We start from the raw sequence: 21,058 nt of genomic DNA, 5'->3' as shown, positions 1-21,058 counted from the left end.
ACCGCATGCACCACGCAAGCAGTTGTCCCACACATCTGGAGGCACCATGCAGTCCCCGTCCGAGACGACCTCCTCCACGCGGAAGATCTTCGCCTTCCTGTTCATGTCTCTGGACGGATACGTCGAAGGCCCGGACGGCGAGCTGGACTGGAACCTGACCGACGAGGAGTTCTTCACCTGGAACATCCGGCAGTCCCGCGAGATCGGCGCCCTGCTGCTGGGACGCCGCACCTTCGACCACTTCGCCGAGTTCTGGACCACCCCCTCGGCGGCCGCTGCCATGCCGGAGGTCTGGACCTTCATGAACACCGTGCAGAAGACCGTCGTGACCGGCCGCGACGCCCCGCCGCAGGACTGGGACGGAACCCGTGTGGTGGACGGAGACGACCTGGCCGGCGTCGTCGGCACGCTCCGCGACGAGACCGGCGGGGACGTCACCGTCCTCGGCAGCCCGACCCTGACCTGCGCACTGCTGGAGCAGGGCCTCATCGACGAACTGCGGCTCCTCGTCCACCCCGTGCTGCTCGGCGGCGGCCGCCGGCTCACGGACGCCCTGCGGCACCGGGTGCTGCTCGACGCCGGCCCCACCACCGTCTTCCGTTCAGGCAACACGTTGCTCACCTACCGCCCCCGCACTCTCGAGAGGACACCATGACGCGCCACACCGCCACACACCTGCTGATTCACCGCTTCGTCCCCGGCACCGGGCCCCAGGAGGGCACCACCGAGCTCGACGACGAGATGAGCGCCTGGGAGGCTCTGGACACCGAACTGCGCGAAGCGGGCCAGCTGGTGGCCGCCTACGCACTCCAGGAGCAGACGGTGCGCTTCGGCGCCGGGACTGACGAGGTCTCCGAGACCACCGACGCCGAGGCCACTGAAGGCCGCAGCATCGTCTTCGCCGTCCATGCCGTGGCCACCGCCGACGACGCCGAGGCCCACGCCATCGCCGAGAAGATGCCGCATCTGGACTATGGGTCCACCGAGGTGCGCCCCCTGATGACGGACCAGCGATGACGCAGTTCCTCTACGCAGCCACTGCGACGGTGGACGGGCGGATCGCCGGTGCCGACGGGGACATGTCCTGGCTCCTCCCCCACATGGGCCCCGACCCGATCCTGGACCGGCTGATGCCGCAGATCCAGGCCCTGCTGGTGGGGCGCACCACCTACGACGGGGACGACCCGCATGCCGGGGACACAGAGAAGGAGGGCGCATTCGAGGGATCCTGGTCGGGCCCGCAGGTGCTGCTCACCCACCGGCCGCCGGCCACGCCGCCACCGGGGATCACCGTCACCACCGACCTCGACGTCGCCCTGAGCACGTGCCGCGCCGCCGCCCCGGACGGCATCGTCTCCATCCTGGGCGCCGACGTCGCCCGTCAGTGCCTCGAGGCCGGAGCCGTGGACCTGGTGATGGTGACCACCGTGCCGGTGATGCTGGGCCAGGGGACACCCCTTCTTCAGGGCTCGACCGGCCAGATCGACCTGGACGTGGTGGACGAGAGTCCCCGCACCCGGCTCTTCCGAGTGCGTCGGGACGGGGAACCTCGAGACCGCAGCGACAGCTGACGGACCCCGGTGGAGCCCTCGGCGCCTCACCGCGAGAGGGCCTGGGCGGCCTCGGGCAGATGAAGGCGGGCCAGCACGGCCTCGGCACTGTGCGGCGGCGACTGCCGACCGAATCGGCTCACCGCCACGGTGAGGAGGAAGGACAGCGGGATGCACCACAGTGCCGGATACAGGAAAACCTGCGCCCCAGCCGTGTGCTCCCCCAGCCCCAGCCCGATGACCAGGGACAGCGACGACACCACCGCCCCGGAGACTATGCCCGCGATCGCACCGGCTTCGGTGAGCCCGCGCCACCAGATCCCCAGCAGGATCAGCGGACCCAACGCGGAGGCGGTGAACGTGAACACCATCGCCACCGCACCGGCGAGCGCCACCTGGCTGGTCACGGCGCCGACCAGCAGCGGCAGGCCCACCGCCGCCACGGCCCCGAGCCGGAACCCGCGGACGGTGCCGGAGAAGAACTCCTGGGACACGACTCCGGCGATCGAGACCACCAGACCGGAGCACGTGGACAGGAACGCGGCGAAGGCCCCACCCGCGACCACCGCGACCAGCACATCGCCGGCCGCGCCCTCGAAGACGGCAGCGGGCAGACGCAGCAGCGCCGCATCGGCGACTCCTCCGCCGACGTCCGCGGCGGTGCCGCCGGACGGCGCCGGGGTCACGGCGCCGCCGTCGTCCGCCGCGGGCCCCAGGCCTCCTTCGGCCACCGGCAGCACCAGCCGGGCCAGCACCCCCAGGATCACCGGCAGCAGATAGAACATCGAGAGCAGGCTGAGCAGCAGCAGCGTCGTGCGCCGGGCCGCGGCCCCGTCCGGGTTCGTGGAGAACCGCACCAGCACGTGAGGCAGCCCGACGGTGCCCATCATCAGCGCCAGCGCCAGCGATGCGGTCTGGTACAGGCCGGCGCCGCCGTCGAGGGCCTGCGGCAGCAGCCCGGTCTCCCAGACGTCGCCGAGCGGGGGCAGCGCGTCGGCCAGCGGAGAACCTCCGGTCGATGCGTCGCGCTGCAGACGGATCAGGATGAACACGCACGGGATCAGCAGGGCGCACAGCTTCATCCAGTACTGCACCGCCTGCGCGACCGTGACCGACCGCATCCCGCCGGCCAGCACCGTGGGCAGCACCACCAGCACCACCACCAGCGGGCCGACCCACCCGGGCATCCCCGCCGTCGTGCTCAGGGTCAGGGACGCGCCGTGGAGCTGCGGCACGACGTAGAGCCAGCCGGTCATGATGACGATCAGCGCGGTCAGGCGCCGCAGCTGCGCGGAGCGGAACCGCAAGGTGGCGAAGTCCGGCAGCGTATAGGCCCCGGAACGTCGCAACGGGGCGGCCACGAACAGCAGCAGCGTGAAGAAGCCTGCCGTGTAGCCCACCGGGAACCACAGTCCCTGTGCCCCGTAGGCGACGATCAGCCCGGCCACCCCCAGGAAGCTGGCCGCGGAGAGGTAGTCCCCGGCGATGGCCGAGGCGTTCATCCACGGCGGCACCCGCCGGGAGGCCACATAGAAGTCACTGGTGGTGCGCGACCGCAGACCACCGACGCTGATCGCCACCGAGAACACGCAGACCAGGGCGACCGCGAGAAGCACCGCAGACGGGGAGCTCATGGCCGCCGCTCCACCCCCTGCGCCTCTGCCGCGCCGATCGTGGTCAGCAGGCGACGCTCGGCGGCATCGCTGGCGCGCACGTGCAGCCAGCCGCCGAGGATCAGCAGCGGATAGAAGCAGACGGCCGGCACCACCCACGGCAGCGGCACCCCCAGCACCGTGACGTCCGCGAGCCCCGCCACGGTGGAGAGCAGCAGGTAGAGCACCACCACCAGCAGGAAGAAGCCCAGGCCCAGCAGCACGCCCAGTCGCAGCTGGTGCCGGATCAGCTCCCTGACCTGTCCGGGGGTCGCTCGCCTCCGGACATGCCCGCGCCGTGGGGCGAGCAGGACCTCCTCCTCCTCCGGAGCCGTCGCTGGCCCTCGCACACGCACCCGGGCCGCCTGCTGGGCGTCCAGGTGCTCTGCCCCGGACGGGTCAGGATGAGCCGGGTGGGTCATCCCTGACCGCCTCGACCGGCGCCGCGGACCCTGTGGACCTCCAGGCGTTCCCGGACGTGGTGCATCAGCCGGCGGCTGACCGCGATCTCCTGCTCCGTGCCGGCAGGATCCCGCAGCTGCACCGACATCCGGCCCTGACGGTGGAGCACCCGACGGACATGGTGGAGGTTGACCGCCGAGGAACGGTGCACCCTCACGAAACCGTGCTCGGCCCACTGCTCCTCCAGGTCGCTCAAGGCGATCCGCAGCAGATAGGAGCCCTCGGCCGTGTGCAGACGGGCGTAGTCCCCCTGTGCCTGGACCCAGCGGATGGAGGCGATGTCCAGCAGCACCGTGGTGTCACCCTGCAGCACCGAGACCCGCTGGGGCGCGCTGTCCGGCGCGGGTTCGGCGGCCGGCCGCAAGGCGTCGGACGCACGGCGCAGCGCCTCAGCGAGTCGAGCGGCGCGCACCGGTTTGAGGAGGTAGTCCCGAGCCGCGAGTTCGAAGGCCTCCACCGCCGGCGCGGCGTCCGCGGTGACGAAGATGATCTGCGGTGCGGCGTCGTCGCCGGGCAGCTCACGGGCCAAGGCCAGACCGGAGGGGCCCGGCATGTGGATGTCCAGCAGCACGACGTCGATCCGGCGGGTGTCCAGCTGGTGCTTCGCCTGAGCAGCATTCGATGCGGTGTGGATCTCCCCCACCTGCGGGTCGGCCTCCAGCAGCCACTGCATCTGTGCGACCGCCGGCGGCTCGTCATCGACCACGAGGACCCGCAGCGCCCGCTCCTGCGGAGCCGATCCCGACCGGGACGCTTCAGGACGGGACGCTCCTGACGGCACGGCACTCATGGGGCTCCCACCTCCGCGTCCGGGGCCTGCTGCGGCTGGAACTTGGGGATGCGCATGGACACCATCATGCCTGCTCCCACGGCGGTGTCGATCACCAGACCCTGGCCGCCGCCGTAGGCCTGGCGCAGCCGCAGGTCCACATTGCGCAGCCCGATGTGCGAGCCCTCGGCCCGACCGGCCAGCACGCATGCCATATGCTCCGGGTCTGCCCCGACGCCGTCGTCCTCCACGGAGATGAGCGCGTGGGTCCCGTCGTCGGCAGCCTTCAGCCGCACCGTCACCTGTCCGTCCTCGGAGTCGAGACCGTGTCGCACCGCGTTCTCCACCAAGGGCTGGACCGCCAGGAAGGGGATCTGCACTCCCAGGACCTCAGGAGCGACCTGCAGCTCCACCTGCACCCGGTCCTCGAAGCGTGCCTGCTCCAGCAGCACGTAGCGTTCGACGGCGTCCAGCTCCTCCTCCAGCGTGGAGAAGTCCCCCTCGGCCCGCAGGCTGTATCGCGTGAAGTCTGCGAAGTCCAGGACCAGCTCCCTGGCGCGGACAGGGTCCGTGGGGATGAACGCCGCGATCGCGTTGAGACTGTTGTAGATGAAATGCGGAGAGATCTGGGCCCGCAGCGTGCGCAGCTCAGCCTCCACCAGCTGTCGACGGCGCGACTCGGCCAAGCGTCGGTAGTCCGGTCCCTCCGCCTCGGCACCCGCGGCGCCGCCCTGACCGTCGGCGTCGGCGCCCTGGGCGCCCTCCGCGGCTGCGGCGGGTCCTTCAGACGGGCTGGTGCGCCGTGTGGCCAGCAGCAGCACGCAGGCGGTGAGGACACCGACCAGGCCCATCAGGGCGACCATCGCAGGGCTGACGTCGAACATGGGGACCATCGTAGGCCAGCCCTCCGTCCCCTCCTGCTGAGCTGCGGTGACCGCCGACGAGGACATGACCGCTCATCGCACGGATGGCGCCGCTCGTCGCAGGCACCCCGTGATCCGCTTCACGTGACCTGGATCACTGCGGCACTGTGGTCAGCGTGCACTGACGGGGAGACCCCTGTCACCGACCCGCGACGCCGCTGCTGCGGCGCCGCCCCGCCGACCGCTGACCGGGCGGCCGGCGCAGCGATGACCACGAGGAGGAGCGATGAGCTCACCGACCGCGACGCACGCGGCGACCGTCGACTATCAGGAGGTGCAGAGCCGGCCTGAGTTCCAGGAGCTGAAGAGGACCCACCGGAGCTTCGTGTTCCCGATGGCGGTGGTCTTCCTCGCCTGGTACCTGGCTTATGTGCTGCTGGCCGCCTTCGCCCCGCAGATCATGGCCATCCCGGTGCTGGGCAACATCAACCTCGGCATCGTGCTCGGACTGGCGCAGTTCCTGACCACCTTCCTGATCACCGCGGCCTATGTCTCGTTCTCCACCAAGGCCCTGGATCCGAAGTCCAGCGCCATCCGCCATGAGCTGGAGGCCGCCGGCGTCGGGCTTCCCGACGAGACCCCCACGGCCGCCGACAAGTCCGAGCCGACCCCGACGACCCCCGCAGGAGGAGCGAGCCGATGACCGACGCCCTGACATCATCGACACCCCTGGCAGCCCTGCCGAGACTCAGCGCCTCCGGCGAGGAGGAGGTCCTCTCCACCGAGGTCGGCAGCCCCTGGGCGAACATCGGGATCTTCCTGGTCTTCGTCGGCGTGACCCTGTTCTTCGTGCTGCGCGCCTCGAAGAACAACAACACCGCCGCCGACTACTACGCCGGCGGACGCTCGTTCTCCGGGACCCAGAACGGCACCGCGATCGCCGGGGACTACCTCTCGGCGGCCTCCTTCCTGGGGATCGTCGGAGCGATCGCCGTCTACGGCTATGACGGGTTCCTCTACTCCATCGGCTTCCTGGTGGCCTGGCTGGTGGCGCTGCTCCTGGTGGCGGAGCTGCTGCGCAACACCGGCAAGTTCACCATGGCCGACGTCCTGAGCTTCCGTCTGCGCCAGCAGCCGGTGCGCATCGCCGCCGCGGCCTCCACCCTGGCGGTGTGCCTGTTCTACCTGCTGGCCCAGATGGCCGGCGCCGGCGCGCTGGTCTCCCTGCTGCTGGGCATCGACTCCCATGCCGGGCAGTCGCTGATCATCGCCGTGGTCGGCGCGCTGATGATCGTCTACGTGTTCATCGGCGGTATGAAGGGCACCACCTGGGTGCAGATCATCAAGGCTGCCCTGCTGATCGCCGGTTCCGCGATCATGACCGTCTGGGTGCTGGCGCTCTACGGCTTCAACTTCTCCGACCTGCTGGGCGACGCCGTGGACCGCACCGGCCAGGAGGCCCTGCTCGAACCGGGGCTGCAGTACGGGCTGGACTTCCTGACCAAGATGGACTTCCTGTCCCTGGGCATCGCCCTGGTCCTCGGCACCGCCGGCCTGCCGCATGTGCTCATCCGCTTCTACACGGTCCCCACCGCCAAGGACGCCCGGAAGTCCGTGGTCTGGGCGATCTGGCTGATCGGCGCCTTCTACCTGTTCACCCTGGTGCTCGGGTACGGGGCCGCCGCCATGCTGAACCAGGAAGACATCCTCTCCGCCCCCGGAGGCCAGAACTCGGCCGCCCCGCTGCTGGCCTATGAGCTCGGGGGCACGCTGCTGCTCGGCGTCATCGCCGCCGTCGCCTTCGCCACCATTCTGGCCGTGGTCGCAGGCCTGACGATCACCGCCTCCGCGTCCTTCGCCCACGACATCTATGGGCAGGTGATCAAGAAGGGGAAGATCGACAACAAGGGCGAGGTCCGCGCCGCCCGGATGACCGTGGTGGTCGTGGGGATCCTCGCGATCCTGGGCGGCATCGGCGCCCAGGGCCAGAACGTGGCGTTCCTGGTGGCGCTGGCCTTCGCGGTGGCGGCCTCCGCCAACTTGCCGACCATCCTGTACTCGCTGTTCTGGAAGGGCTTCACCACCCGGGGCGCCCTGTGGTCCATGTACGGGGGTCTGGGATCCTCCATCCTGCTGATCGCCTTCTCGCCGGTCGTCTGGGGTGCCGAGACCTCCTTCTTCCCGGAGATCGACCTGGCCCTCTACCCGCTGACCAACCCGGGCCTGGTGTCCATCCCGCTGGCCTTCCTGCTCGGCTGGATCGGGTCGAAGACCTCCACAGTCCTCGAGGACCCCGCCAAACAGGCCGAGATGGAGATCCGTTCGCTCACCGGCGTGGGCGCGGAGAAGGCCTCCGAGCACTGACAGGCGGCTCCTCCGGCCCACTCCCGAGCGCACCGGAGCGCAGACGGCGAACGGCCCCCGCACGCGACGTGCGGGGGCCGTTCGCCGTGGATGCGGCGGAGAACTCCTGGCGGCAGGAGGATGAGACGCTCGCTCAGCCCACTGAGGCCATGATCTCGGTCATGCGATCCAGGAAGGCGTCCACCTGGGCCTCGTCGTAGCCGTTGGATCCATGCGCGCCGGCGAAGATGATGGTGCGGACCTCGTCAACACTCATCGGGTTCTCGCCGTCGAGGTACTGCTCGAGCTCACGGCAGAGCTCGTCCACCTGCTCCTTGCGGTAGCCCAGCGCCGAGGAGTGCGCAGGCTCCCGGAACCGCTTCCCGTCGGGACGCTCCAACCGTACGCGCAGGGGCGCGGCCCGCTCGGCCAGCAGCTCGTACCAGGCGTCCTCGCCGTGCTGCTCGATGTACCGGTCCCGCTCGGCGGCGGCGAAGGCGTCCTCCAGGCGGTCCAGGGCGCCGTCGACCTCCGCGGGGTCATAGCCGCCGGAGCCCATGGAGAAGCTGGCCTCCCGGATCTCCGAGAGCGCCATACCGGTGCCGGAGTCGTAGGCCACACGAGCTCGGGCCATGAACTCGTCGACCTCGTCGCGGTTGTAGCCCTGCTCCTCGGGGTCGAGCAGGGTGAACAGTGCGTTCTCTGTGTGCGCCATGTTCTCAGCCTAATGGAACTCCCCCGGAATCCCGGGTGAGCGCCACGATCACGAAATAGGCGGTGGGCATCGCGAACACCAGGGAGTCCAGCCGGTCCATCACTCCCCCGTGTCCGGGAAGCACCTGGGACATGTCCTTGAGCCCCAGCTCCCGTTTGACCATCGACTCGGAGAAGTCCCCTGCCGTGGCGGCGACGACGACGGCGGCGGCCAGCAGGGCCCCGACGTGCAGGGGTTCGTCGAAGATCAGCCATGAGGCCAGCACCCCGACGACGATGGAGCCGCCCATCGAGCCGGCGAAGCCTTCCCAGGACTTCTTCGGGCTGATCTTCGGGGCCATCGGATGCTTGCCGAACAGGACGCCGACGATGTAGCCGAACGTGTCATTGGAGACCACCAGCAGCACGACGACGGCGAGTCGCCACTGCCCGTCGGGCTGACTAAGCAGCAGCACCGCGAAGGAGATCAGATAAGGCACCCAGCAGGCCACGAACATCGAGGACATGATCGACCGTCCGGGGTCCTCCACATGAAGCAGCGCGGCGGTCACCGCGATGGCGGTGCAGGTCACCATCAGTGCCAGGGTGAGCGCCTCCACCCCGCCGAAGTAGGCGGACAGCGGCATGGCGGCCGCACCTAGGAACAGCGGCACCTTGGGCAGCCGCAGCCCCTGCGTCTCCAGGGCTCGGGCCACCTCCCAGACGCCCATGGAGAGCAGCACGACCGCCACCATGATCAGCAGCAGCGGGAAGAACATGATCCCCAGCACCGCCGGGATCAGCAGGGCGGCGCCGGTGATGATCGCCGCGGGCAGGTCCCGTCCTGCCCGCGGCGTGCGCACCGGCTTCGACGCCTCAGACGGCTCGTCGGTGCGCTCGGGTCCTGTCATGGGCCTCAGACCTCGAGGAGCTCGGCTTCCTTGCGCTTGGCCATCTCATCGATGCGCTCCACGTGCTTCTTCGTGGCCGCCTCGAGCTCCTTGAGGCCCCGGTCGCGCTCGTCCTCGCCCACCTCGCCGTCCTTGACGGCCTTGTCCATGGTGTCCTTGGCCTTGCGGCGTGCGTTGCGGACCGAGACCTTGTGGTCCTCGCTCTTGGCCTTGATGAGCTTCACGTACTCCTTGCGGCGCTCCTCGGTGAGCTCCGGCATGGTGATGCGGATCTGCTTGCCGTCGTTGGACGGGTTCGCCCCGATCTCGGAGTCCGAGAGGGCCTTCTCGATCTCTCGCATCGCGGAGACGTCATAGGGGGTGATGAGGATGGTCCGCGCATCCGGGACCGTGAAGGAGGCCAGCTGCTGCAGCGGCGTCGCGGCGCCGTAGTAGTCGACCATCACCTTCGAATACAGCGCGGGGTTGGCGCGGCCGGTGCGCACCGTGGCGAAGTCTTCACTGGTGGCCTCCACGGCCCGCTCCATGAGCTCTTCGGCTTCAACCAGGGTCTCGTCAATCACGTCGGTCTCCTTGAGGTGGGAACTTCCGTCTCAGTCTACGTGGTGCGGACCCGCTGAGGCGGGCCCACACCGGGGGTCGGCATCCGGCGGGGCCGTGCTGACCTGCACCGGGGCCGTCCGCCTCGCTCAGGTGGTCACCAGGGTGCCGATCTCGTCGCCCAGCAGCGCGCGGGTGACGTTGCCGTCGCCCTCCATGCCGAACACCCGCATGGGCAGCTCGTTGTCGTTGCACATGGTCATCGCCGTCTGGTCCATGACTCGGATGTTGCGCCGCAGCGCATCCGTGTAGGTCAGGTGGTCCAGCTTCTCGGCGTCGTCGTTGGTCTTCGGGTCCGAGGTGTAGACGCCGTCTACTCCGGACTTCGCCATGAGCACCATGTCCGCGCCGACCTCCAGGGCACGCTGGGCGCAGACGGTGTCCGTGGAGAAGTACGGCATCCCGGCTCCCGCACCGAAGACCACCACACGCCCCTTCTCCATGTGGCGGATCGCCCGGAGCGGGATGTAGGACTCGGCGACCTGCCCCATGGTGATGGCGGTCTGGACGCGGGTCGGCTGTCCGGCCTGCTCGAGGAAGTCCTGCAGGGCCAGGCAGTTCATCACGGTGCCGAGCATGCCCATGTAATCGGCGCGCGCCCGGTCCATCCCCGCCTTGGAGAGCTCGGCGCCACGGAAGAAGTTGCCCCCGCCGACGACGACGGAGACCTCCACCTTGCCGCCGACTGCGGCGATCTGCTCGGCGATCCCTCGCACGGTGGCCGGGTCGACGCCGACGCTGCCGCCGCCGAAGACCTCCCCGGAGAGCTTCAGGAGCACGCGACGACGCTCGACCCCCTCGGGGAGCTCGAGGTCGGTGGACTGGGCGGAGACGGGGACGGCAGGCTGTGTGGTCATCGGCGTCAGAGTCCTTTCGGGGCTCAGCCCGTCCGCTGGGCCGCTCCAGCGATGCTCGGTGCTGCAGACAGGATCGGCGGCGGGCGGCGAGAAGACGGTGTGGGCGAGGAGACGGTGTGGGCGAGAAGACGGCAGGGACGAGGGGTCGGCGTCGTACGGATGTGGTCGGGTTCCGGGCATGGAAAGGGGGTGACCACCGCGTGTGCGTGGCCACCCCCTGACGTCTCAGATCATGTGCTCTGCCTCATTGTAGGCATGAGCACGGTCCGAGACGAGCACCCGACGACGGGGTCGGGGTGCGTGGAGTGCGGGGCGTCAGTTGCCGACCCGGAAGCGGGCGAAAGCGGTCGCGCCGGCGCCGGCGGCCTCAAGGACCTGGGCGACGGACTGCTTCGGGTCCTTGGCGAACGGCTGGTCGACCAGGACGTGCTCCTTGAAGTACGCGTTGGTGCGACCCTCGATGATCTTCGGCAGGGCCTGCTCCGGCTTGTTCTCGGCGCGGGCGGTCTCCTCGGCGATGCGACGCTCGTTCTCCACGGTCTCAGCCGGGACCTCGTCACGGGTGAGGAACTGCGGCACGATGGCGGCGGCGTGGACGGCCACGTCGTGCGCGGCGGTCTGGGCCGCCTCGGAGTCGGAGTCCACCGCGAAGAGCACGCCGACCTGGGCCGGCAGGTCCTTGGAGGTCTTGTGCAGGTAGGCGTCCACGTAGGCGCCCTCGACCTTGGCCAGACGGCGGACGACGATCTTCTCGCCGAGCACGGCTGCGCCCTCCTCGGTCACGAAGTCGGAGACCTTCTTGCCGTCGACGTCAGCCTCCAGGAGGGCTTCGACGTCGCCGAGGCCGTTGGCCACGGCCACCTCGAGGACCTTCTCGGCCAGGCCCACGAACTTGTCGGACTTGGCGACGAAGTCGGTCTCGGCGTTGACCTCGAGCAGGTAGCCGGTGGTGCCGTCGACGACCTTCGCCAGCACCAGGCCCTCGGCGGCCGAGCGGCCCTCGCGCTTGGCGGCGCCCTTGAGGCCCTTGATGCGGATGGCCTCGATGGCCTTGTCGAAGTTGCCGTCGGCCTCGTCCAGTGCCTTCTTGACGTCCATCATGCCGGCGCCGGTGCGCTCGCGCAGTGCCTTGATGTCAGCGGCGGTGTAGTTCGCCATAAGTCCCGTCCTCCGTTGGGGTTCGATGGGGATCGATGAATCGGATCAGATCGATGAAAGTGCACTCTGCACAGCCCTCACGCCCGCCACCTGGACGGCGAAGCCCAGGTGACGAGCGTGAGGAGCTGACGCGACGAGAGTCTTACTCGGCGTTCTCGGCGGGTGCCTCGGCGGCAGCCTCGGCCGGGGCCTCGGCGGCCTCGCCCTCGGTCTGGCCGGCCTTCTCGGCGGCGTGCTGCTCAAGCAGCTCGCGCTCCCACTCGGCCATCGGCTCGGCGGCGGCGCCGGAGCCCCCGCCGCGCTTCTCCTCGCGGGCGATGAGGCCCTCGGCGACAGCGTCGGCGACCACACGGGTGAGCAGGTCGACGGAGCGGATGGCGTCGTCGTTGCCCGGGATCGGGTAGTCGACCTCGTCCGGGTCGCAGTTGGTGTCCAGGATGGCGATGACCGGGATGCCCAGCTTGCGGGCCTCGTCCACGGCCAGGTGCTCCTTCTTGGTGTCCACGACCCACACCGCCGACGGCGTCTTGGTGAGGTTGCGGATGCCGCCCAGGTTGGCCTGCAGCTTGTCCAGCTCGCGGCTGAGCAGCAGCAGCTCCTTCTTGGTGTGGCCGGAGCCGGCGACGTCGTCGAAGTCGATCTCCTCGAGCTCCTTCATGCGCTGGACGCGCTTGGAGACCGTGGCGAAGTTGGTGAGCATGCCGCCCAGCCAGCGGTGGTTCACGTAGGGCTGGCCGACGCGGGTCGCCTGCTCGGCGATGGCCTCCTGCGCCTGCTTCTTGGTGCCGACGAACAGGATGGAGCCGCCGTGGGCGACGGTCTGCTTGATGAAGTCGAACGCGCGGTCGATGTAGGACAGCGACTGCTGCAGGTCGATGATGTAGATGCCGTTGCGCTCGGTGAAGATGTAGCGCTTCATCTTCGGGTTCCAGCGGCGGGTCTGGTGGCCGAAGTGCACACCGGAGTCCAGGAGCTGGCGCATGGTGACGACAGGCATGGTGTTCCTTTCGATGCCGGGCTTCGAACACGCGGTAGACCGATCATCAGGATCGGAACAGGTGCGTGCAGCACCGGCTGGTTCTTTTCGGTTGGTCGGGTCGTGCCACCCCGTTCTCCGGGGCTCCTGGCAGAGCAGGGATGCGAGGATCGTGGATCCGACCGCACCGGACCCATGACGGGTCGGCCCTGGAGGGGCCATCCGATGCGGACCGAGCGGATCACCCTCCCTGCGACGCCCCAGGCGACGCGAAGGAGGCAGGCTCTGCGCGTAGTCAGCGTCTGCGGGCGCTCGTCCCTCCCGGATTCCTTGACGGGAAAGTCCCAGAAGTGGGCAGGGCGATAGAACGTCAGCGTCAACTGCTGGGGATCAGTGTACTACAGACGGATCGCATCCCCCGGCGCGCAGTCCTCCACAGCGCGACGGGTGACCGCGGTGACACGCCGGCCCCTCCACAAGGATGGCCGCGGCCGTTCCGAGAGACCGGCGAGCGGGCCAGCATGGCGCCATGGATCAGCACCCCACTCGCCGCTCCGGCATCCCCTCAGCAGACCTCTCGAACCGCCTGCCGGCCGGCACTGCGGAGGTCCGTGCGCCTCTCCCTCCCACCGGCGCCACAGTCTCCCGGAGCATGCCGAGCGGCCCGGCGGCCGCATGCCAACCGGTCGAACTCGTCTCGCCGCTGACCACGCCGCCGCGTGCGGGAGCCGTGCTGATCGTGGTGCTGCTGGCCTTCGCTCTGATCGGCGCCGGCGGTCCGGCGCCCTCGGCCACAGCCGCCCCGACGGAGCCCGTCGCACCCGTGTCACGGATCTCGGAGGGCCCCGGTGGGGCGGGGCCGTCCACCCCAGGGGCCTGGCGCCCTCCCCTCAGCGGAGCCCTGGAGGTGATCCGTCCCTTCGCCGCGCCGCCCTCTCCCTGGGCGGCCGGACACCGAGGCGTGGACCTGGCGGCCGCATCAGGCGACGTCCGAGCCCCCGCCGACGGCGTGGTGAGATTCACCGGTGTGGTGGTCGACCGGGAGGTGCTGACCCTGGACCACGGCGGCGGTCTGGTGAGCTCCTTCGAGCCGGCCCCGTCGGAGCTCGCCGCGGGCGACACCGTGGCGGCCGGCGACGTCGTCGCGGAGCTGGGAACCTACGCCGACGGAGGCCACCACTGCGACCGTCGATGCCTGCACTGGGGCGTGCGGCTCCAGGGGGAGTACATCAACCCGCTGATGCTCCTGGGCGACCTGGAGCCTTCCGTGCTCCTGCCGCTGGAGGCGGGTTGAGGGCCGCTCCGTCTCAGCGCCGTCTCCGCTCCGTCTCGGCACGGCGCCCGGCGGCTCAGTCCCAGGGATCGCTCCGTCGTCGCCACCGCTGCGCGAGGCCGTCGGCCAGGCGCACGAGCCGATCAGCCGAGTCCTCCCAGCTGAAGTCGAGGCTCCTGGCGCGGGCCGCCCGGGAAGCGGCGGCGAAGACCCCGGGCTCGTGCAGCCGGCGGACGGCGGCGGCGAAGGCCTCCGGGTGATCCGGGTCCACACACTGGGCCCCATGTCCTGCGCCCGCCTGCCCGACGATCTCCCGGAAGATCGGCAGATCCGAGACCACCGTGGGCGTCCCCTGAGCCATCGCCTCGATGACGGGCAGGCCGTAGCCCTCCGCGCGGGACAGCGTCACGAGGGCCGCGGACTCCCGGAGCAGCTGCCGGTACCCAGACTCGGAGATCCCGTCGTGGAAGATCAGCTGGTCCTCCCGCGGCGCGAGGTCCACCAGCTCCGCCCGGCGACGGTCGTCGATCGGGCTGCACAGGTGCAGGGTGTGGTCCGGCAGGCCACGCAGCCCGCGGATCACCCCCTCGACGTTCTTGTAGTCCATGAAGGATCCCATGTAGACCAGCTGCCGGACCGGTGCGACGTGCGGGTCGCGCGGCCGCTGGACCGGTTGCGGCGCGTTCGGAATGACCTCTATCGGCCGGCGAGTGAGCCGGTGGGCGCGCATGAGCCCGCGCGTCGTCTCGGAGACGGTGGCGACGGCGTCCGCTTGGTCCAGCACGAGCCGCTGCGGCCACGGACTGAGGTGGTACAGCCTCCAGCCCATGCGGATGGGAGCGGGCAGGTCCCGGGGAGGCGTGCGGTGCTCGTAGTAGATGAGGTCGTGCAGCGTGAGGATCAGCGGATAGCGCCGACCCCAGCCGCCCATGGTCTGCATCGGGGAGAAGACGACGTCGGGACGGTGCGGGTTGATCTGCCGGGCGACCCACGGCTCGGCCGCCGAGGTGGGGGCGCTGATCCGCAGCCAGGGCACCCCCGCGGGCAGCAGGCGCAGCTGCGCGGGATCGCTGATGAGCATGGTGACGTCCGCCCGGTCGGCGACCGCCTCGACCAGAGAGGCGGAGAAGCGGGAGATCCCGTCGTGGACCCGGGTGCGGGTGTATCGGGCGTCGAAGAAGAGTCGCAGCACAGGTGCCATTGTGCCAACCCGACGCGGTCCTCCCCTCCTGCACCGTCATTCCTCGGCGGGGCGTTCCAGTGTGCGGATGTCCACACCGAAGGAGAACGTCACCAGGGCCAGGCCCAACGCCACCGGAAGGGCCCGCAGCAGCAGCTCCAGCGGGAACTCCACCTCCCCCAGGTGCCACGGAGTCAGGTGCCACGGCGCCAGTGCGGCCAGCACCAGGATCCCCGGTGCCATGCCCAGCACCTTCCGTCGTCGGGAGTCCGGCAACGGGCGACGCCAGGCCGGTCGGATCCGAGCGCCCAGGGCGAAGCCGGGCCGCAGCAGACCCAGAAGTGCGGCCCACCATCCGACGGCGAGCGCGGCGGCCAGCGCGAGCACCATCAGCACCACAGCATCAGTGGTCTCGTCGTACCGGGCTCCGGCCGACGTTCCTCCCGCCCCGGCCCGGGCCACCGCGCCGTCGAGCCCGTCCATGAGGAGGATCACCCCGGCCAGCAGGATCAGCGGAAGCGGGAGACCGACGCCGGTGGGCACCGGGAGGTCACCGGACGCTGCGACCACCCCGGCGGCGAAGATGCCCAACAGCCCCGAACGCAGCAGGGTGACCGCATCGGCGGCACGGAATCCCCCGGCCCCACGGACCGCGTGCAGCTGGCACCCGGCGAAGGCCAGCAGCCCCGCCCCCACGGCGAGGCCGCCGAATCCCTCATGGGCCACGGGGCCGCCGTCGGGCCCGCGGGAGGATCCGGCCGTGAGAGCCGCCGCCAGGTGATCGCCGAGCCCCAGGAGGGCGAGCAGCAGCAGCGCCGCTGCCAGCAGGACGGCGAGGGTGCCGAGCACAGGCCGACGGCGATGATCCATGCCAGCGATCATAGGCCCGGCCGCCTCCGCACATCTCAGGGGCTCGCCCCGCGGCGGCCATGTCCTCCGCCCCCGCTGACGTGGCAGGATACGACCATGGAGGAACTGCACCAGAGCCCCGGCACCTCGCCGTCCGGCGCCCTGCGCAGCCGCCAGTACTGGACGACCGCCCCCGGGCGGGGTGAGGTCGTCAGCGCCCCCGTGCCCACACCGGGCCCCGGCGAGGTCCTGGTGGAGACTCTCCTGTCCGGGATCTCGCGCGGCACGGAGAGCCTGGTCCACCGGGGCATGGTCCCCGACGATGTGGCCGGGATCATGTGCGCTCCGCATCAGCTGGGCGAGCTGCCCCATCCGGTCAGCCACGGGTACCTGAACGTCGGCATCGTCCGTGACGGAGAAGGACCCGACGCTGCGGCTCTCCGCGGACGGACGGTGTTCACCCTGGCCGGCCACCGGGACCACGTGGTCGTCCCCGCCCAGGACTGCCACCCACTGCCGGACGGCTGCTCCGCGGAGCGGGCCCTGCTGGCCGGAGCCGCGGAGACCGCCCTGAACGCCCTCTGGGAGGCCGGCATCAGTCTGGGCGACCGGGTCACGGTGATCGGCGGCGGCATGATTGGCCTGAGCACCGCCCTGCTGGCGCACAGGATCCCCCTGGAACGGCTCGAGGTCGTCGACGTCGACGAGGACCGGCGGCAGCTCATCGACGCCCTGGGACTGCACGCCGTCGCTCCCGGGGCGGCCGCACCGGACAGCGACGTCGTCCTGCACTCCTCCGCCACCGCCGCGGGCCTTGCCGAGGCGCTGCGTGTGGCCGGCGACGACGCGCTGATCATCGAGCAGTCCTGGTACGGCGACGAGCGTCCGCAGATTCCGCTGGGAGGCGACTTCCACGCCCGCCGGCTGCGGATCATCGCCTCCCAGGTGGGCGAGGTGGCTCAGCCGCGCCGGCTGCGTCGGGACCGCCGCGCACGCCTGCGCCTGGGGCTGTCCCTGCTTGACGATCGCTTCGACGCCCTGATCACGGGACGCTCTCCCCTGGAGGACCTCCCACAGGTCATGGATGCCCTGGCCTACGGCGACCCAGCCTGGGCAGGGACCATCTGCCACGTGGTGGACCACCGATGAGAGCCAGCGCCTCCCGCGCCCACCCGCCGCCAGACGCCGACACGACAGGAGCACCCATGAGCACTACGAGCACGCCGTCGATGACCCGTTTCCGGCTCACCGTGGACGACCACCTGATGATCGCCCACAGCCTGGCGGACCCGTTCTTCGGGCCCGCCCAGAACCTGCACGGAGCGACCCTGCACATCCGGACGACCTTCGAACGCCCCGGGCTGGATCCGCACGGGGTGGTCATGGACATCGGAGCCGCCGCCGAGCTGCTCTCCGGCGTCCTGGATCCCCTGCGGCACCAGAACCTGGACGAACACCCCGCCTTCGAGAACAAGCTCAGCACCACCGAGGTGATCATCGCCTACCTGGCCCAGCAGCTGGCCCAGGTGCTGCCGGCCGACCACGGGCTGACCGCCATCGAGGTCGAGGCCGAGGAGAACCCGCGGGCCAGCGCCTCCGTGCGGATCGAGCTGTGACTCCTCCGGACCGACTGATCTGGGTCGAGCCGGATCTGCCCGGCCCCAGCGGAGGCTCCCTGTACAACGCACGGGTCATCGCCGGCCTGGACCGCCTCGGCCTGCCCACCGAGGTTCTGCGCATCCCTGGCGCCTGGCCCTCCCCGGACGAGGACAGCCGCGCGGCGCTGAGAACCACCCTCACCGCCCGACGGACTCAGCACCCCGCCGCGGCCGTGGTGGTGGACGGTCTCATCGGCTCAGCCGCACCGGAGCTGTTCAGCCCGGACCCGGACGGTCAGGCGCGCCCCGTCGCCGACATCCTGCTGATCCACCTGCCGCTGGAGGCCGAGCACGAACGCCCCGGAACGGAACCCGCCCAGGTCCCGGGGCCGGCGCCTTCCGATCAGTCGGCGGCCGAGCAGCGAGCGGTGACCTCCGCCGACCGGGTGGTGACCACCAGTCAGTGGGCCGCCGAAGACCTGCACCGACGTCACGGACGGGACGACGTCGACGTCACGGACGGGACGACGTCGACGTCGTAGTCCCCGGGGCGGACCCTGCCGATGCGCCGCCGGGGCGCACCACCCGGGCTTCCGGGGACGACGGGCCGTGGCGGCTCACCGTGGCGGCCTCCCTGACGCCGCGGAAGAACCATCTCCTGCTCGCCGAGGCCCTCGGGAGCCTGCTCGACCAGCCCTGGGTCCTCCAGGTGGCGGGCCCCGGCGGCGAGACGGACCACGGCTCCCACGTGCTGACGGTGCTGCGACGCCGCCTGCCCGGCCGGGTGATCCACCACGGTGCCCTCACTCCAGGGCAGATGAAGGCCCTGTGGGAGGACACCGACCTGGTGCTGCTGCCCTCCTGGGCCGAGACCTACGGGATGGTGGTGGTCGAGGCCTGCGCCCACGGCGTGCCCGGGATCGTCTCCGCCGGTACCGGCGCAGTGGAGGCGCTCGGCGCCGCCGGCGATGTCGCGGACCCCGCCCGGCCCGAGCAGTGGGCCCTGCGTCTGCGCCGTTGGATGGAGGATCCCAGCCTGCGCGGCCGGTGGGCCGAGGCTGCCCGCACCCGAGCCGATAGTCTGCCCACATGGGAGAAGACCGCGAACCACTGGCATCGGCTGATCGGATCTCTGCCGAATGGCTGAGCCTCCGCGAAGCCGCCGACGCCGCCGCCCGGGAGCCCACACGCCCAGAGGTGGCCGCCCTGCTGGCCGAGCTGCGTCCCACCACGGTGGTCGACGTCGGCTGCGGCACAGGGGCCGGCGGCCGGTGGCTGCTGCCCCTGCTGTCCGGCGATCCGGGCTGGCTCCTGCTGGACCATGACCCAGACCTGCTCGCCGACACCGCCGAACGTCTTGCTGCGCGGGGTGCGACGGGTCCGGTGGAGACGCGTGAAGCCGACGTCGCCGACCTCGACGCCGCGCTGGACGGCGCCGCCGGGCACACCCTGACGATCGCCTCCGCACTGCTGGACCTGCTCACCCCCTCCCAGGTCCAGGAGCTGGTGCACACCTGCATCCGGCGCGGCGCTCCCCTGCTCGTCGCCCTCACCGTGACCGGCCGGATGACGGCGGACCCCGGGCACCCCGAGGACGGACTGGTCACCGAAGCCTTCAACCGCCACCAACGACGCGGCGGCCGCTGCGGGCCCGACGCCGTCGCCGTCCTGACGGAGGCCGCCCGCGGCCAGGGGACTCCGGTGCGCACCTGGGAGACCCCCTGGCGGCTCGGCCCAGACGACGCCGTTCTCCTGCGGCAGCTGGTGGAGGACCGGGCCGCCGTCGCCGCGGAGCAGCTGGACGCTGAGGGAACCGCCCCTGCCGACGGCGCCGAGCGGGCGCGGCGCTGGCGCGACGACCGGCTGGGGCAGCTGGCGGCCGGCCGGCTCCACCTGGAGATCGGCCACCAGGATGTGCTGGTGGGGCGTGCGGGGCTTGAACCCGCGACCAAAAGATTATGAGTCTTCTGCTCTGACCAGCTGAGCTAACGCCCCGGATCGGTCACCCGTCCCGGCGCCTGGACGCCGAGGGGGAACCGAGGACATCCTATCGGGTGCGCCGGCGGCGCGGGCGGCGAGCCGCCGGACGCCACCCCTGAGCCTTGCCGTACTGCCCGGGGTCCACCCAGTCGGCACCGCGATAGAGCTGTTCGAAGGCCTCCATGGTCTTGGCGATGCTGTGTCGCGAGGCGATCTCCCGGCTGCGACGACCCATCGCCTGCCGCTGCTCCGGGCTGCGGGTCACGATGTCCTCCAGCTTCGCCGCCAGGTCTGCGGCGTCCCCCGGGGCGAACAGGTGCCCGTTGACGCCAGGCTCCACCAGATGCGGCAACGCCAGGGCGTCGGCCAAGACCACCGGGCGGCCGGCCGACATCGCCTCCAAGGAGACCAGTGACTGCAGCTCGGCGGTGCCCGGCTGGCAGAAGACGTCGGCCTCCAGGTACGCCAGGCGCAGCTGGTCCTCGTCGACGTGGCCGCGCATGCGCACCCGGTCCTGCAGGCCCAGCGCCAGGATCTTCTCCGCGAGCACATCACGCTGCTCGCCGTCGCCGACGATCTCCAGTCCGATGTCGAGGGCAGGATCGGTGGCGGCGACCGCGTCGATGAGCACATCGACGTTCTTCTCCACGGCCAGCCGACCCACGAACAGCACGGTGGGCCGCTGCCCAGGTGCGATCTCCTCGCCCGGCCGCAGCTGATAGTGGTCCACGTCGATGCCGTTGGACAGCGGCAGCACGTGGTCGAAGCCGGCACGCTCCCGCATGGTCTGCGCGGCCAGAGGCGTCGGGGTGGTCACCACCGAAGCCTTGCCCATCAGCCGGCCCATGTCCCGCCAGGAGTTCTCGGCCACGATGCGGCAGAACCAGTCGGGGAACGGCAGGAACGGGTCCAGGTTCTCCGGCATGAAGTGGTTCGTCGCGATCGTGCGGATCCTCCGCCGCTCAGCGGCCTCGATCGCGGCCTTGCCGATCATGTAATGGCACTGGACGTGGACGACGTCGGGCTGGACCTCCTCCATCAGCCGGTCCATGGCGGGTTCCACGAGCCAGGGCAGGCACAGCCGGTAGTACTCGTGCGTGGGAGCCTTGAAGGACCGGAACCGGTGGACCGTCGCATCCTCGGTGTGCTGGACCAAGTCCGGTCCGGAGTCGTTCCGGGCCGCTGCGATATGGACCTCGTGACCCATGCGGGTCATATGCCGAGCCAGCCGATGACAGAACACGGCCGCCCCGTTGACGTCCGGCGGGTAGGTGTCCGCCGCGATGAGGATGCGCAGCGTGTCCTGGGTCCTGGGCATGAGCCGCTCGTGTCCTCCTGGGATAG

The 21,058-nt window shown here is 70.6% G+C and carries 24 protein-coding genes and 1 tRNA gene; 11 read left to right on the top strand and 14 right to left on the bottom strand.

The annotated features are described in order from the left end of the window. Positions 1 to 46: 46 nt before the first annotated feature. Genes Q7C18_RS01090 through Q7C18_RS01080 form a run of 3 tightly spaced genes read left to right on the top strand, consistent with a single transcriptional unit; the run spans position 47 to position 1,571 of the window. A complete protein-coding gene (locus tag Q7C18_RS01090; protein WP_311023682.1) occupies positions 47 to 655 on the top strand; it encodes a dihydrofolate reductase family protein in 609 nt (202 codons plus the stop codon). Then, positions 652 to 1,017 carry a hypothetical protein gene (locus Q7C18_RS01085; protein WP_311023680.1) on the top strand — a complete coding sequence of 122 codons (366 nt, stop codon included), beginning with the start codon at positions 652 to 654 and terminating at the stop codon, positions 1,015 to 1,017. Before Q7C18_RS01090 ends, Q7C18_RS01085 begins: the two co-directional genes overlap by 4 nt. Next, a complete protein-coding gene (locus Q7C18_RS01080; RefSeq protein WP_311023678.1) occupies positions 1,014 to 1,571 on the top strand; it encodes a dihydrofolate reductase family protein in 558 nt (185 codons plus the stop codon). Before Q7C18_RS01085 ends, Q7C18_RS01080 begins: the two co-directional genes overlap by 4 nt. A gap of 26 nt (positions 1,572 to 1,597) precedes the next feature. Here the strand turns inward: Q7C18_RS01080 and Q7C18_RS01075 are convergent, their stop codons facing one another. The 4 genes from Q7C18_RS01075 to Q7C18_RS01060 are packed head-to-tail and all read right to left on the bottom strand — an operon-like array spanning position 1,598 to position 5,317. Next, positions 1,598 to 3,184, bottom strand: a complete 1,587-nt coding sequence (locus tag Q7C18_RS01075) for a cation acetate symporter (RefSeq protein WP_311023677.1) — start codon at positions 3,182 to 3,184, stop codon at positions 1,598 to 1,600. After that, the gene (locus Q7C18_RS01070) at positions 3,181 to 3,624 is read right to left on the bottom strand and encodes a hypothetical protein (protein WP_311023675.1); all 444 of its coding nucleotides are present in this window, start codon (positions 3,622 to 3,624) and stop codon (positions 3,181 to 3,183) included. The genes Q7C18_RS01075 and Q7C18_RS01070 overlap by 4 nt, the downstream gene beginning before the upstream one ends. Next, positions 3,621 to 4,454: a LytTR family DNA-binding domain-containing protein gene (locus Q7C18_RS01065; protein WP_311023673.1), complete on the bottom strand. Its 834-nt coding sequence runs from the start codon at positions 4,452 to 4,454 to the stop codon at positions 3,621 to 3,623. Before Q7C18_RS01065 ends, Q7C18_RS01070 begins: the two co-directional genes overlap by 4 nt. Beyond that, on the bottom strand, positions 4,451 to 5,317 hold the full coding sequence (locus tag Q7C18_RS01060) for a sensor histidine kinase (protein WP_396954317.1): 867 nt from the start codon (positions 5,315 to 5,317) through the stop codon (positions 4,451 to 4,453). Before Q7C18_RS01060 ends, Q7C18_RS01065 begins: the two co-directional genes overlap by 4 nt. A gap of 265 nt (positions 5,318 to 5,582) precedes the next feature. On the opposite strand from Q7C18_RS01060, the gene Q7C18_RS01055 reads away from it, so the two are divergent. Together Q7C18_RS01055 and Q7C18_RS01050 are read left to right on the top strand one after the other, a co-directional pair. Continuing rightward, positions 5,583 to 5,999, top strand: coding sequence for a DUF485 domain-containing protein (locus Q7C18_RS01055; RefSeq protein WP_311023671.1), 417 nt, complete (start codon positions 5,583 to 5,585; stop codon positions 5,997 to 5,999). Further along, positions 5,996 to 7,660 carry a cation acetate symporter gene (locus Q7C18_RS01050; RefSeq protein ID WP_311023669.1) on the top strand — a complete coding sequence of 555 codons (1,665 nt, stop codon included), beginning with the start codon at positions 5,996 to 5,998 and terminating at the stop codon, positions 7,658 to 7,660. Before Q7C18_RS01055 ends, Q7C18_RS01050 begins: the two co-directional genes overlap by 4 nt. A gap of 133 nt (positions 7,661 to 7,793) precedes the next feature. Here the strand turns inward: Q7C18_RS01050 and Q7C18_RS01045 are convergent, their stop codons facing one another. The 6 genes from Q7C18_RS01045 to rpsB all read right to left on the bottom strand — a co-directional run bounded on the left by Q7C18_RS01045 (position 7,794) and on the right by rpsB (position 12,855). Continuing rightward, entirely contained in the window at positions 7,794 to 8,354 is a 561-nt protein-coding gene (locus tag Q7C18_RS01045; protein WP_070161987.1) for a DivIVA domain-containing protein, read from the bottom strand. Positions 8,355 to 8,358: 4 nt separating this feature from the next. Further along, positions 8,359 to 9,243, bottom strand: coding sequence for a phosphatidate cytidylyltransferase (locus Q7C18_RS01040; RefSeq protein ID WP_311023667.1), 885 nt, complete (start codon positions 9,241 to 9,243; stop codon positions 8,359 to 8,361). Positions 9,244 to 9,248: 5 nt separating this feature from the next. Beyond that, positions 9,249 to 9,806, bottom strand: coding sequence for a ribosome recycling factor (gene frr, locus Q7C18_RS01035; RefSeq protein WP_311023665.1), 558 nt, complete (start codon positions 9,804 to 9,806; stop codon positions 9,249 to 9,251). Positions 9,807 to 9,932: 126 nt separating this feature from the next. Continuing rightward, a complete protein-coding gene (gene pyrH / locus Q7C18_RS01030) occupies positions 9,933 to 10,700 on the bottom strand; it encodes a UMP kinase (RefSeq protein ID WP_070161985.1) in 768 nt (255 codons plus the stop codon). A 315-nt stretch (positions 10,701 to 11,015) separates the two neighbouring features. After that, entirely contained in the window at positions 11,016 to 11,858 is an 843-nt protein-coding gene (tsf, locus tag Q7C18_RS01025; protein WP_070161983.1) for a translation elongation factor Ts, read from the bottom strand. 142 nt (positions 11,859 to 12,000) lie between these two features. Further along, a complete protein-coding gene (gene rpsB / locus Q7C18_RS01020; protein ID WP_070161981.1) occupies positions 12,001 to 12,855 on the bottom strand; it encodes a 30S ribosomal protein S2 in 855 nt (284 codons plus the stop codon). 508 nt (positions 12,856 to 13,363) lie between these two features. On the opposite strand from rpsB, the gene Q7C18_RS01015 reads away from it, so the two are divergent. Next, positions 13,364 to 14,128 carry a peptidoglycan DD-metalloendopeptidase family protein gene (locus Q7C18_RS01015; protein ID WP_311023662.1) on the top strand — a complete coding sequence of 255 codons (765 nt, stop codon included), beginning with the start codon at positions 13,364 to 13,366 and terminating at the stop codon, positions 14,126 to 14,128. Between the two features lie 55 nt (positions 14,129 to 14,183). Here Q7C18_RS01015 and Q7C18_RS01010 read toward each other — a convergent pair whose 3' ends face one another. Then, positions 14,184 to 15,308 (bottom strand): glycosyltransferase, encoded by a 1,125-nt coding sequence (locus Q7C18_RS01010; RefSeq protein ID WP_311023660.1) that lies wholly within the window; start codon positions 15,306 to 15,308, stop codon positions 14,184 to 14,186. A gap of 36 nt (positions 15,309 to 15,344) precedes the next feature. After that, positions 15,345 to 16,157: a CDP-alcohol phosphatidyltransferase family protein gene (locus Q7C18_RS01005; protein ID WP_311023658.1), complete on the bottom strand. Its 813-nt coding sequence runs from the start codon at positions 16,155 to 16,157 to the stop codon at positions 15,345 to 15,347. 96 nt (positions 16,158 to 16,253) lie between these two features. Here Q7C18_RS01005 and Q7C18_RS01000 point away from each other — a divergent pair, with 96 nt between their 5' ends. From Q7C18_RS01000 to Q7C18_RS16730, 5 genes are read left to right on the top strand one after another with little or no spacing between them, the layout of a single operon-like run. Continuing rightward, positions 16,254 to 17,285, top strand: a complete 1,032-nt coding sequence (locus tag Q7C18_RS01000; protein WP_311023656.1) for a zinc-binding alcohol dehydrogenase — start codon at positions 16,254 to 16,256, stop codon at positions 17,283 to 17,285. A 56-nt stretch (positions 17,286 to 17,341) separates the two neighbouring features. Then, positions 17,342 to 17,752: a 6-carboxytetrahydropterin synthase gene (locus tag Q7C18_RS00995; protein ID WP_311023655.1), complete on the top strand. Its 411-nt coding sequence runs from the start codon at positions 17,342 to 17,344 to the stop codon at positions 17,750 to 17,752. Continuing rightward, positions 17,749 to 18,276 carry a hypothetical protein gene (locus Q7C18_RS00990; RefSeq protein ID WP_311023653.1) on the top strand — a complete coding sequence of 176 codons (528 nt, stop codon included), beginning with the start codon at positions 17,749 to 17,751 and terminating at the stop codon, positions 18,274 to 18,276. Before Q7C18_RS00995 ends, Q7C18_RS00990 begins: the two co-directional genes overlap by 4 nt. Beyond that, positions 18,198 to 18,881, top strand: a complete 684-nt coding sequence (locus tag Q7C18_RS00985) for a glycosyltransferase family 4 protein (protein WP_311023651.1) — start codon at positions 18,198 to 18,200, stop codon at positions 18,879 to 18,881. Before Q7C18_RS00990 ends, Q7C18_RS00985 begins: the two co-directional genes overlap by 79 nt. Beyond that, entirely contained in the window at positions 18,824 to 19,696 is an 873-nt protein-coding gene (locus Q7C18_RS16730; RefSeq protein ID WP_396954331.1) for a methyltransferase domain-containing protein, read from the top strand. Before Q7C18_RS00985 ends, Q7C18_RS16730 begins: the two co-directional genes overlap by 58 nt. Here Q7C18_RS16730 and Q7C18_RS00980 read toward each other — a convergent pair. Together Q7C18_RS00980 and Q7C18_RS00975 are read right to left on the bottom strand one after the other, a co-directional pair. Beyond that, positions 19,653 to 19,729, bottom strand: a tRNA-Ile gene (locus tag Q7C18_RS00980). The genes Q7C18_RS16730 and Q7C18_RS00980 overlap by 44 nt on opposite strands. A 52-nt stretch (positions 19,730 to 19,781) precedes the next feature. Next, positions 19,782 to 21,032, bottom strand: coding sequence for a glycosyltransferase (locus Q7C18_RS00975; protein ID WP_311023650.1), 1,251 nt, complete (start codon positions 21,030 to 21,032; stop codon positions 19,782 to 19,784). Between the last annotated feature and the right edge of the window lie 26 nt (positions 21,033 to 21,058).

This window comes from Nesterenkonia sp. CL21 (genome assembly GCF_031705515.1).
Taxonomy (GTDB): Bacteria; Actinomycetota; Actinomycetes; order Actinomycetales; family Micrococcaceae; genus Nesterenkonia; species Nesterenkonia aethiopica.
The sequence above is the reverse complement of the archived record's forward strand: the minus strand, read 5'-3'. Positions and strand labels throughout refer to the sequence as shown.

Coding starts and splice junctions, on each gene's coding strand:
- Q7C18_RS01090 (WP_311023682.1), top strand. CDS start 47: ATGCAGTCCCCGTCCGAGACGACCTCCTCCACGCGGAAGATCTTCGCC.
- Q7C18_RS01085 (WP_311023680.1), top strand. CDS start 652: ATGACGCGCCACACCGCCACACACCTGCTGATTCACCGCTTCGTCCCC.
- Q7C18_RS01080 (WP_311023678.1), top strand. CDS start 1,014: ATGACGCAGTTCCTCTACGCAGCCACTGCGACGGTGGACGGGCGGATC.
- Q7C18_RS01075 (WP_311023677.1), bottom strand. CDS start 3,184: ATGAGCTCCCCGTCTGCGGTGCTTCTCGCGGTCGCCCTGGTCTGCGTG.
- Q7C18_RS01070 (WP_311023675.1), bottom strand. CDS start 3,624: ATGACCCACCCGGCTCATCCTGACCCGTCCGGGGCAGAGCACCTGGAC.
- Q7C18_RS01065 (WP_311023673.1), bottom strand. CDS start 4,454: ATGAGTGCCGTGCCGTCAGGAGCGTCCCGTCCTGAAGCGTCCCGGTCG.
- Q7C18_RS01060 (WP_396954317.1), bottom strand. CDS start 5,317: ATGTTCGACGTCAGCCCTGCGATGGTCGCCCTGATGGGCCTGGTCGGT.
- Q7C18_RS01055 (WP_311023671.1), top strand. CDS start 5,583: ATGAGCTCACCGACCGCGACGCACGCGGCGACCGTCGACTATCAGGAG.
- Q7C18_RS01050 (WP_311023669.1), top strand. CDS start 5,996: ATGACCGACGCCCTGACATCATCGACACCCCTGGCAGCCCTGCCGAGA.
- Q7C18_RS01045 (WP_070161987.1), bottom strand. CDS start 8,354: ATGGCGCACACAGAGAACGCACTGTTCACCCTGCTCGACCCCGAGGAG.
- Q7C18_RS01040 (WP_311023667.1), bottom strand. CDS start 9,243: ATGACAGGACCCGAGCGCACCGACGAGCCGTCTGAGGCGTCGAAGCCG.
- pyrH (WP_070161985.1), bottom strand. CDS start 10,700: ATGACCACACAGCCTGCCGTCCCCGTCTCCGCCCAGTCCACCGACCTC.
- tsf (WP_070161983.1), bottom strand. CDS start 11,858: ATGGCGAACTACACCGCCGCTGACATCAAGGCACTGCGCGAGCGCACC.
- rpsB (WP_070161981.1), bottom strand. CDS start 12,855: ATGCCTGTCGTCACCATGCGCCAGCTCCTGGACTCCGGTGTGCACTTC.
- Q7C18_RS01015 (WP_311023662.1), top strand. CDS start 13,364: ATGGATCAGCACCCCACTCGCCGCTCCGGCATCCCCTCAGCAGACCTC.
- Q7C18_RS01010 (WP_311023660.1), bottom strand. CDS start 15,308: ATGGCACCTGTGCTGCGACTCTTCTTCGACGCCCGATACACCCGCACC.
- Q7C18_RS01005 (WP_311023658.1), bottom strand. CDS start 16,157: ATGGATCATCGCCGTCGGCCTGTGCTCGGCACCCTCGCCGTCCTGCTG.
- Q7C18_RS01000 (WP_311023656.1), top strand. CDS start 16,254: ATGGAGGAACTGCACCAGAGCCCCGGCACCTCGCCGTCCGGCGCCCTG.
- Q7C18_RS00995 (WP_311023655.1), top strand. CDS start 17,342: ATGAGCACTACGAGCACGCCGTCGATGACCCGTTTCCGGCTCACCGTG.
- Q7C18_RS16730 (WP_396954331.1), top strand. CDS start 18,824: ATGGGAGAAGACCGCGAACCACTGGCATCGGCTGATCGGATCTCTGCC.
- Q7C18_RS00975 (WP_311023650.1), bottom strand. CDS start 21,032: ATGCCCAGGACCCAGGACACGCTGCGCATCCTCATCGCGGCGGACACC.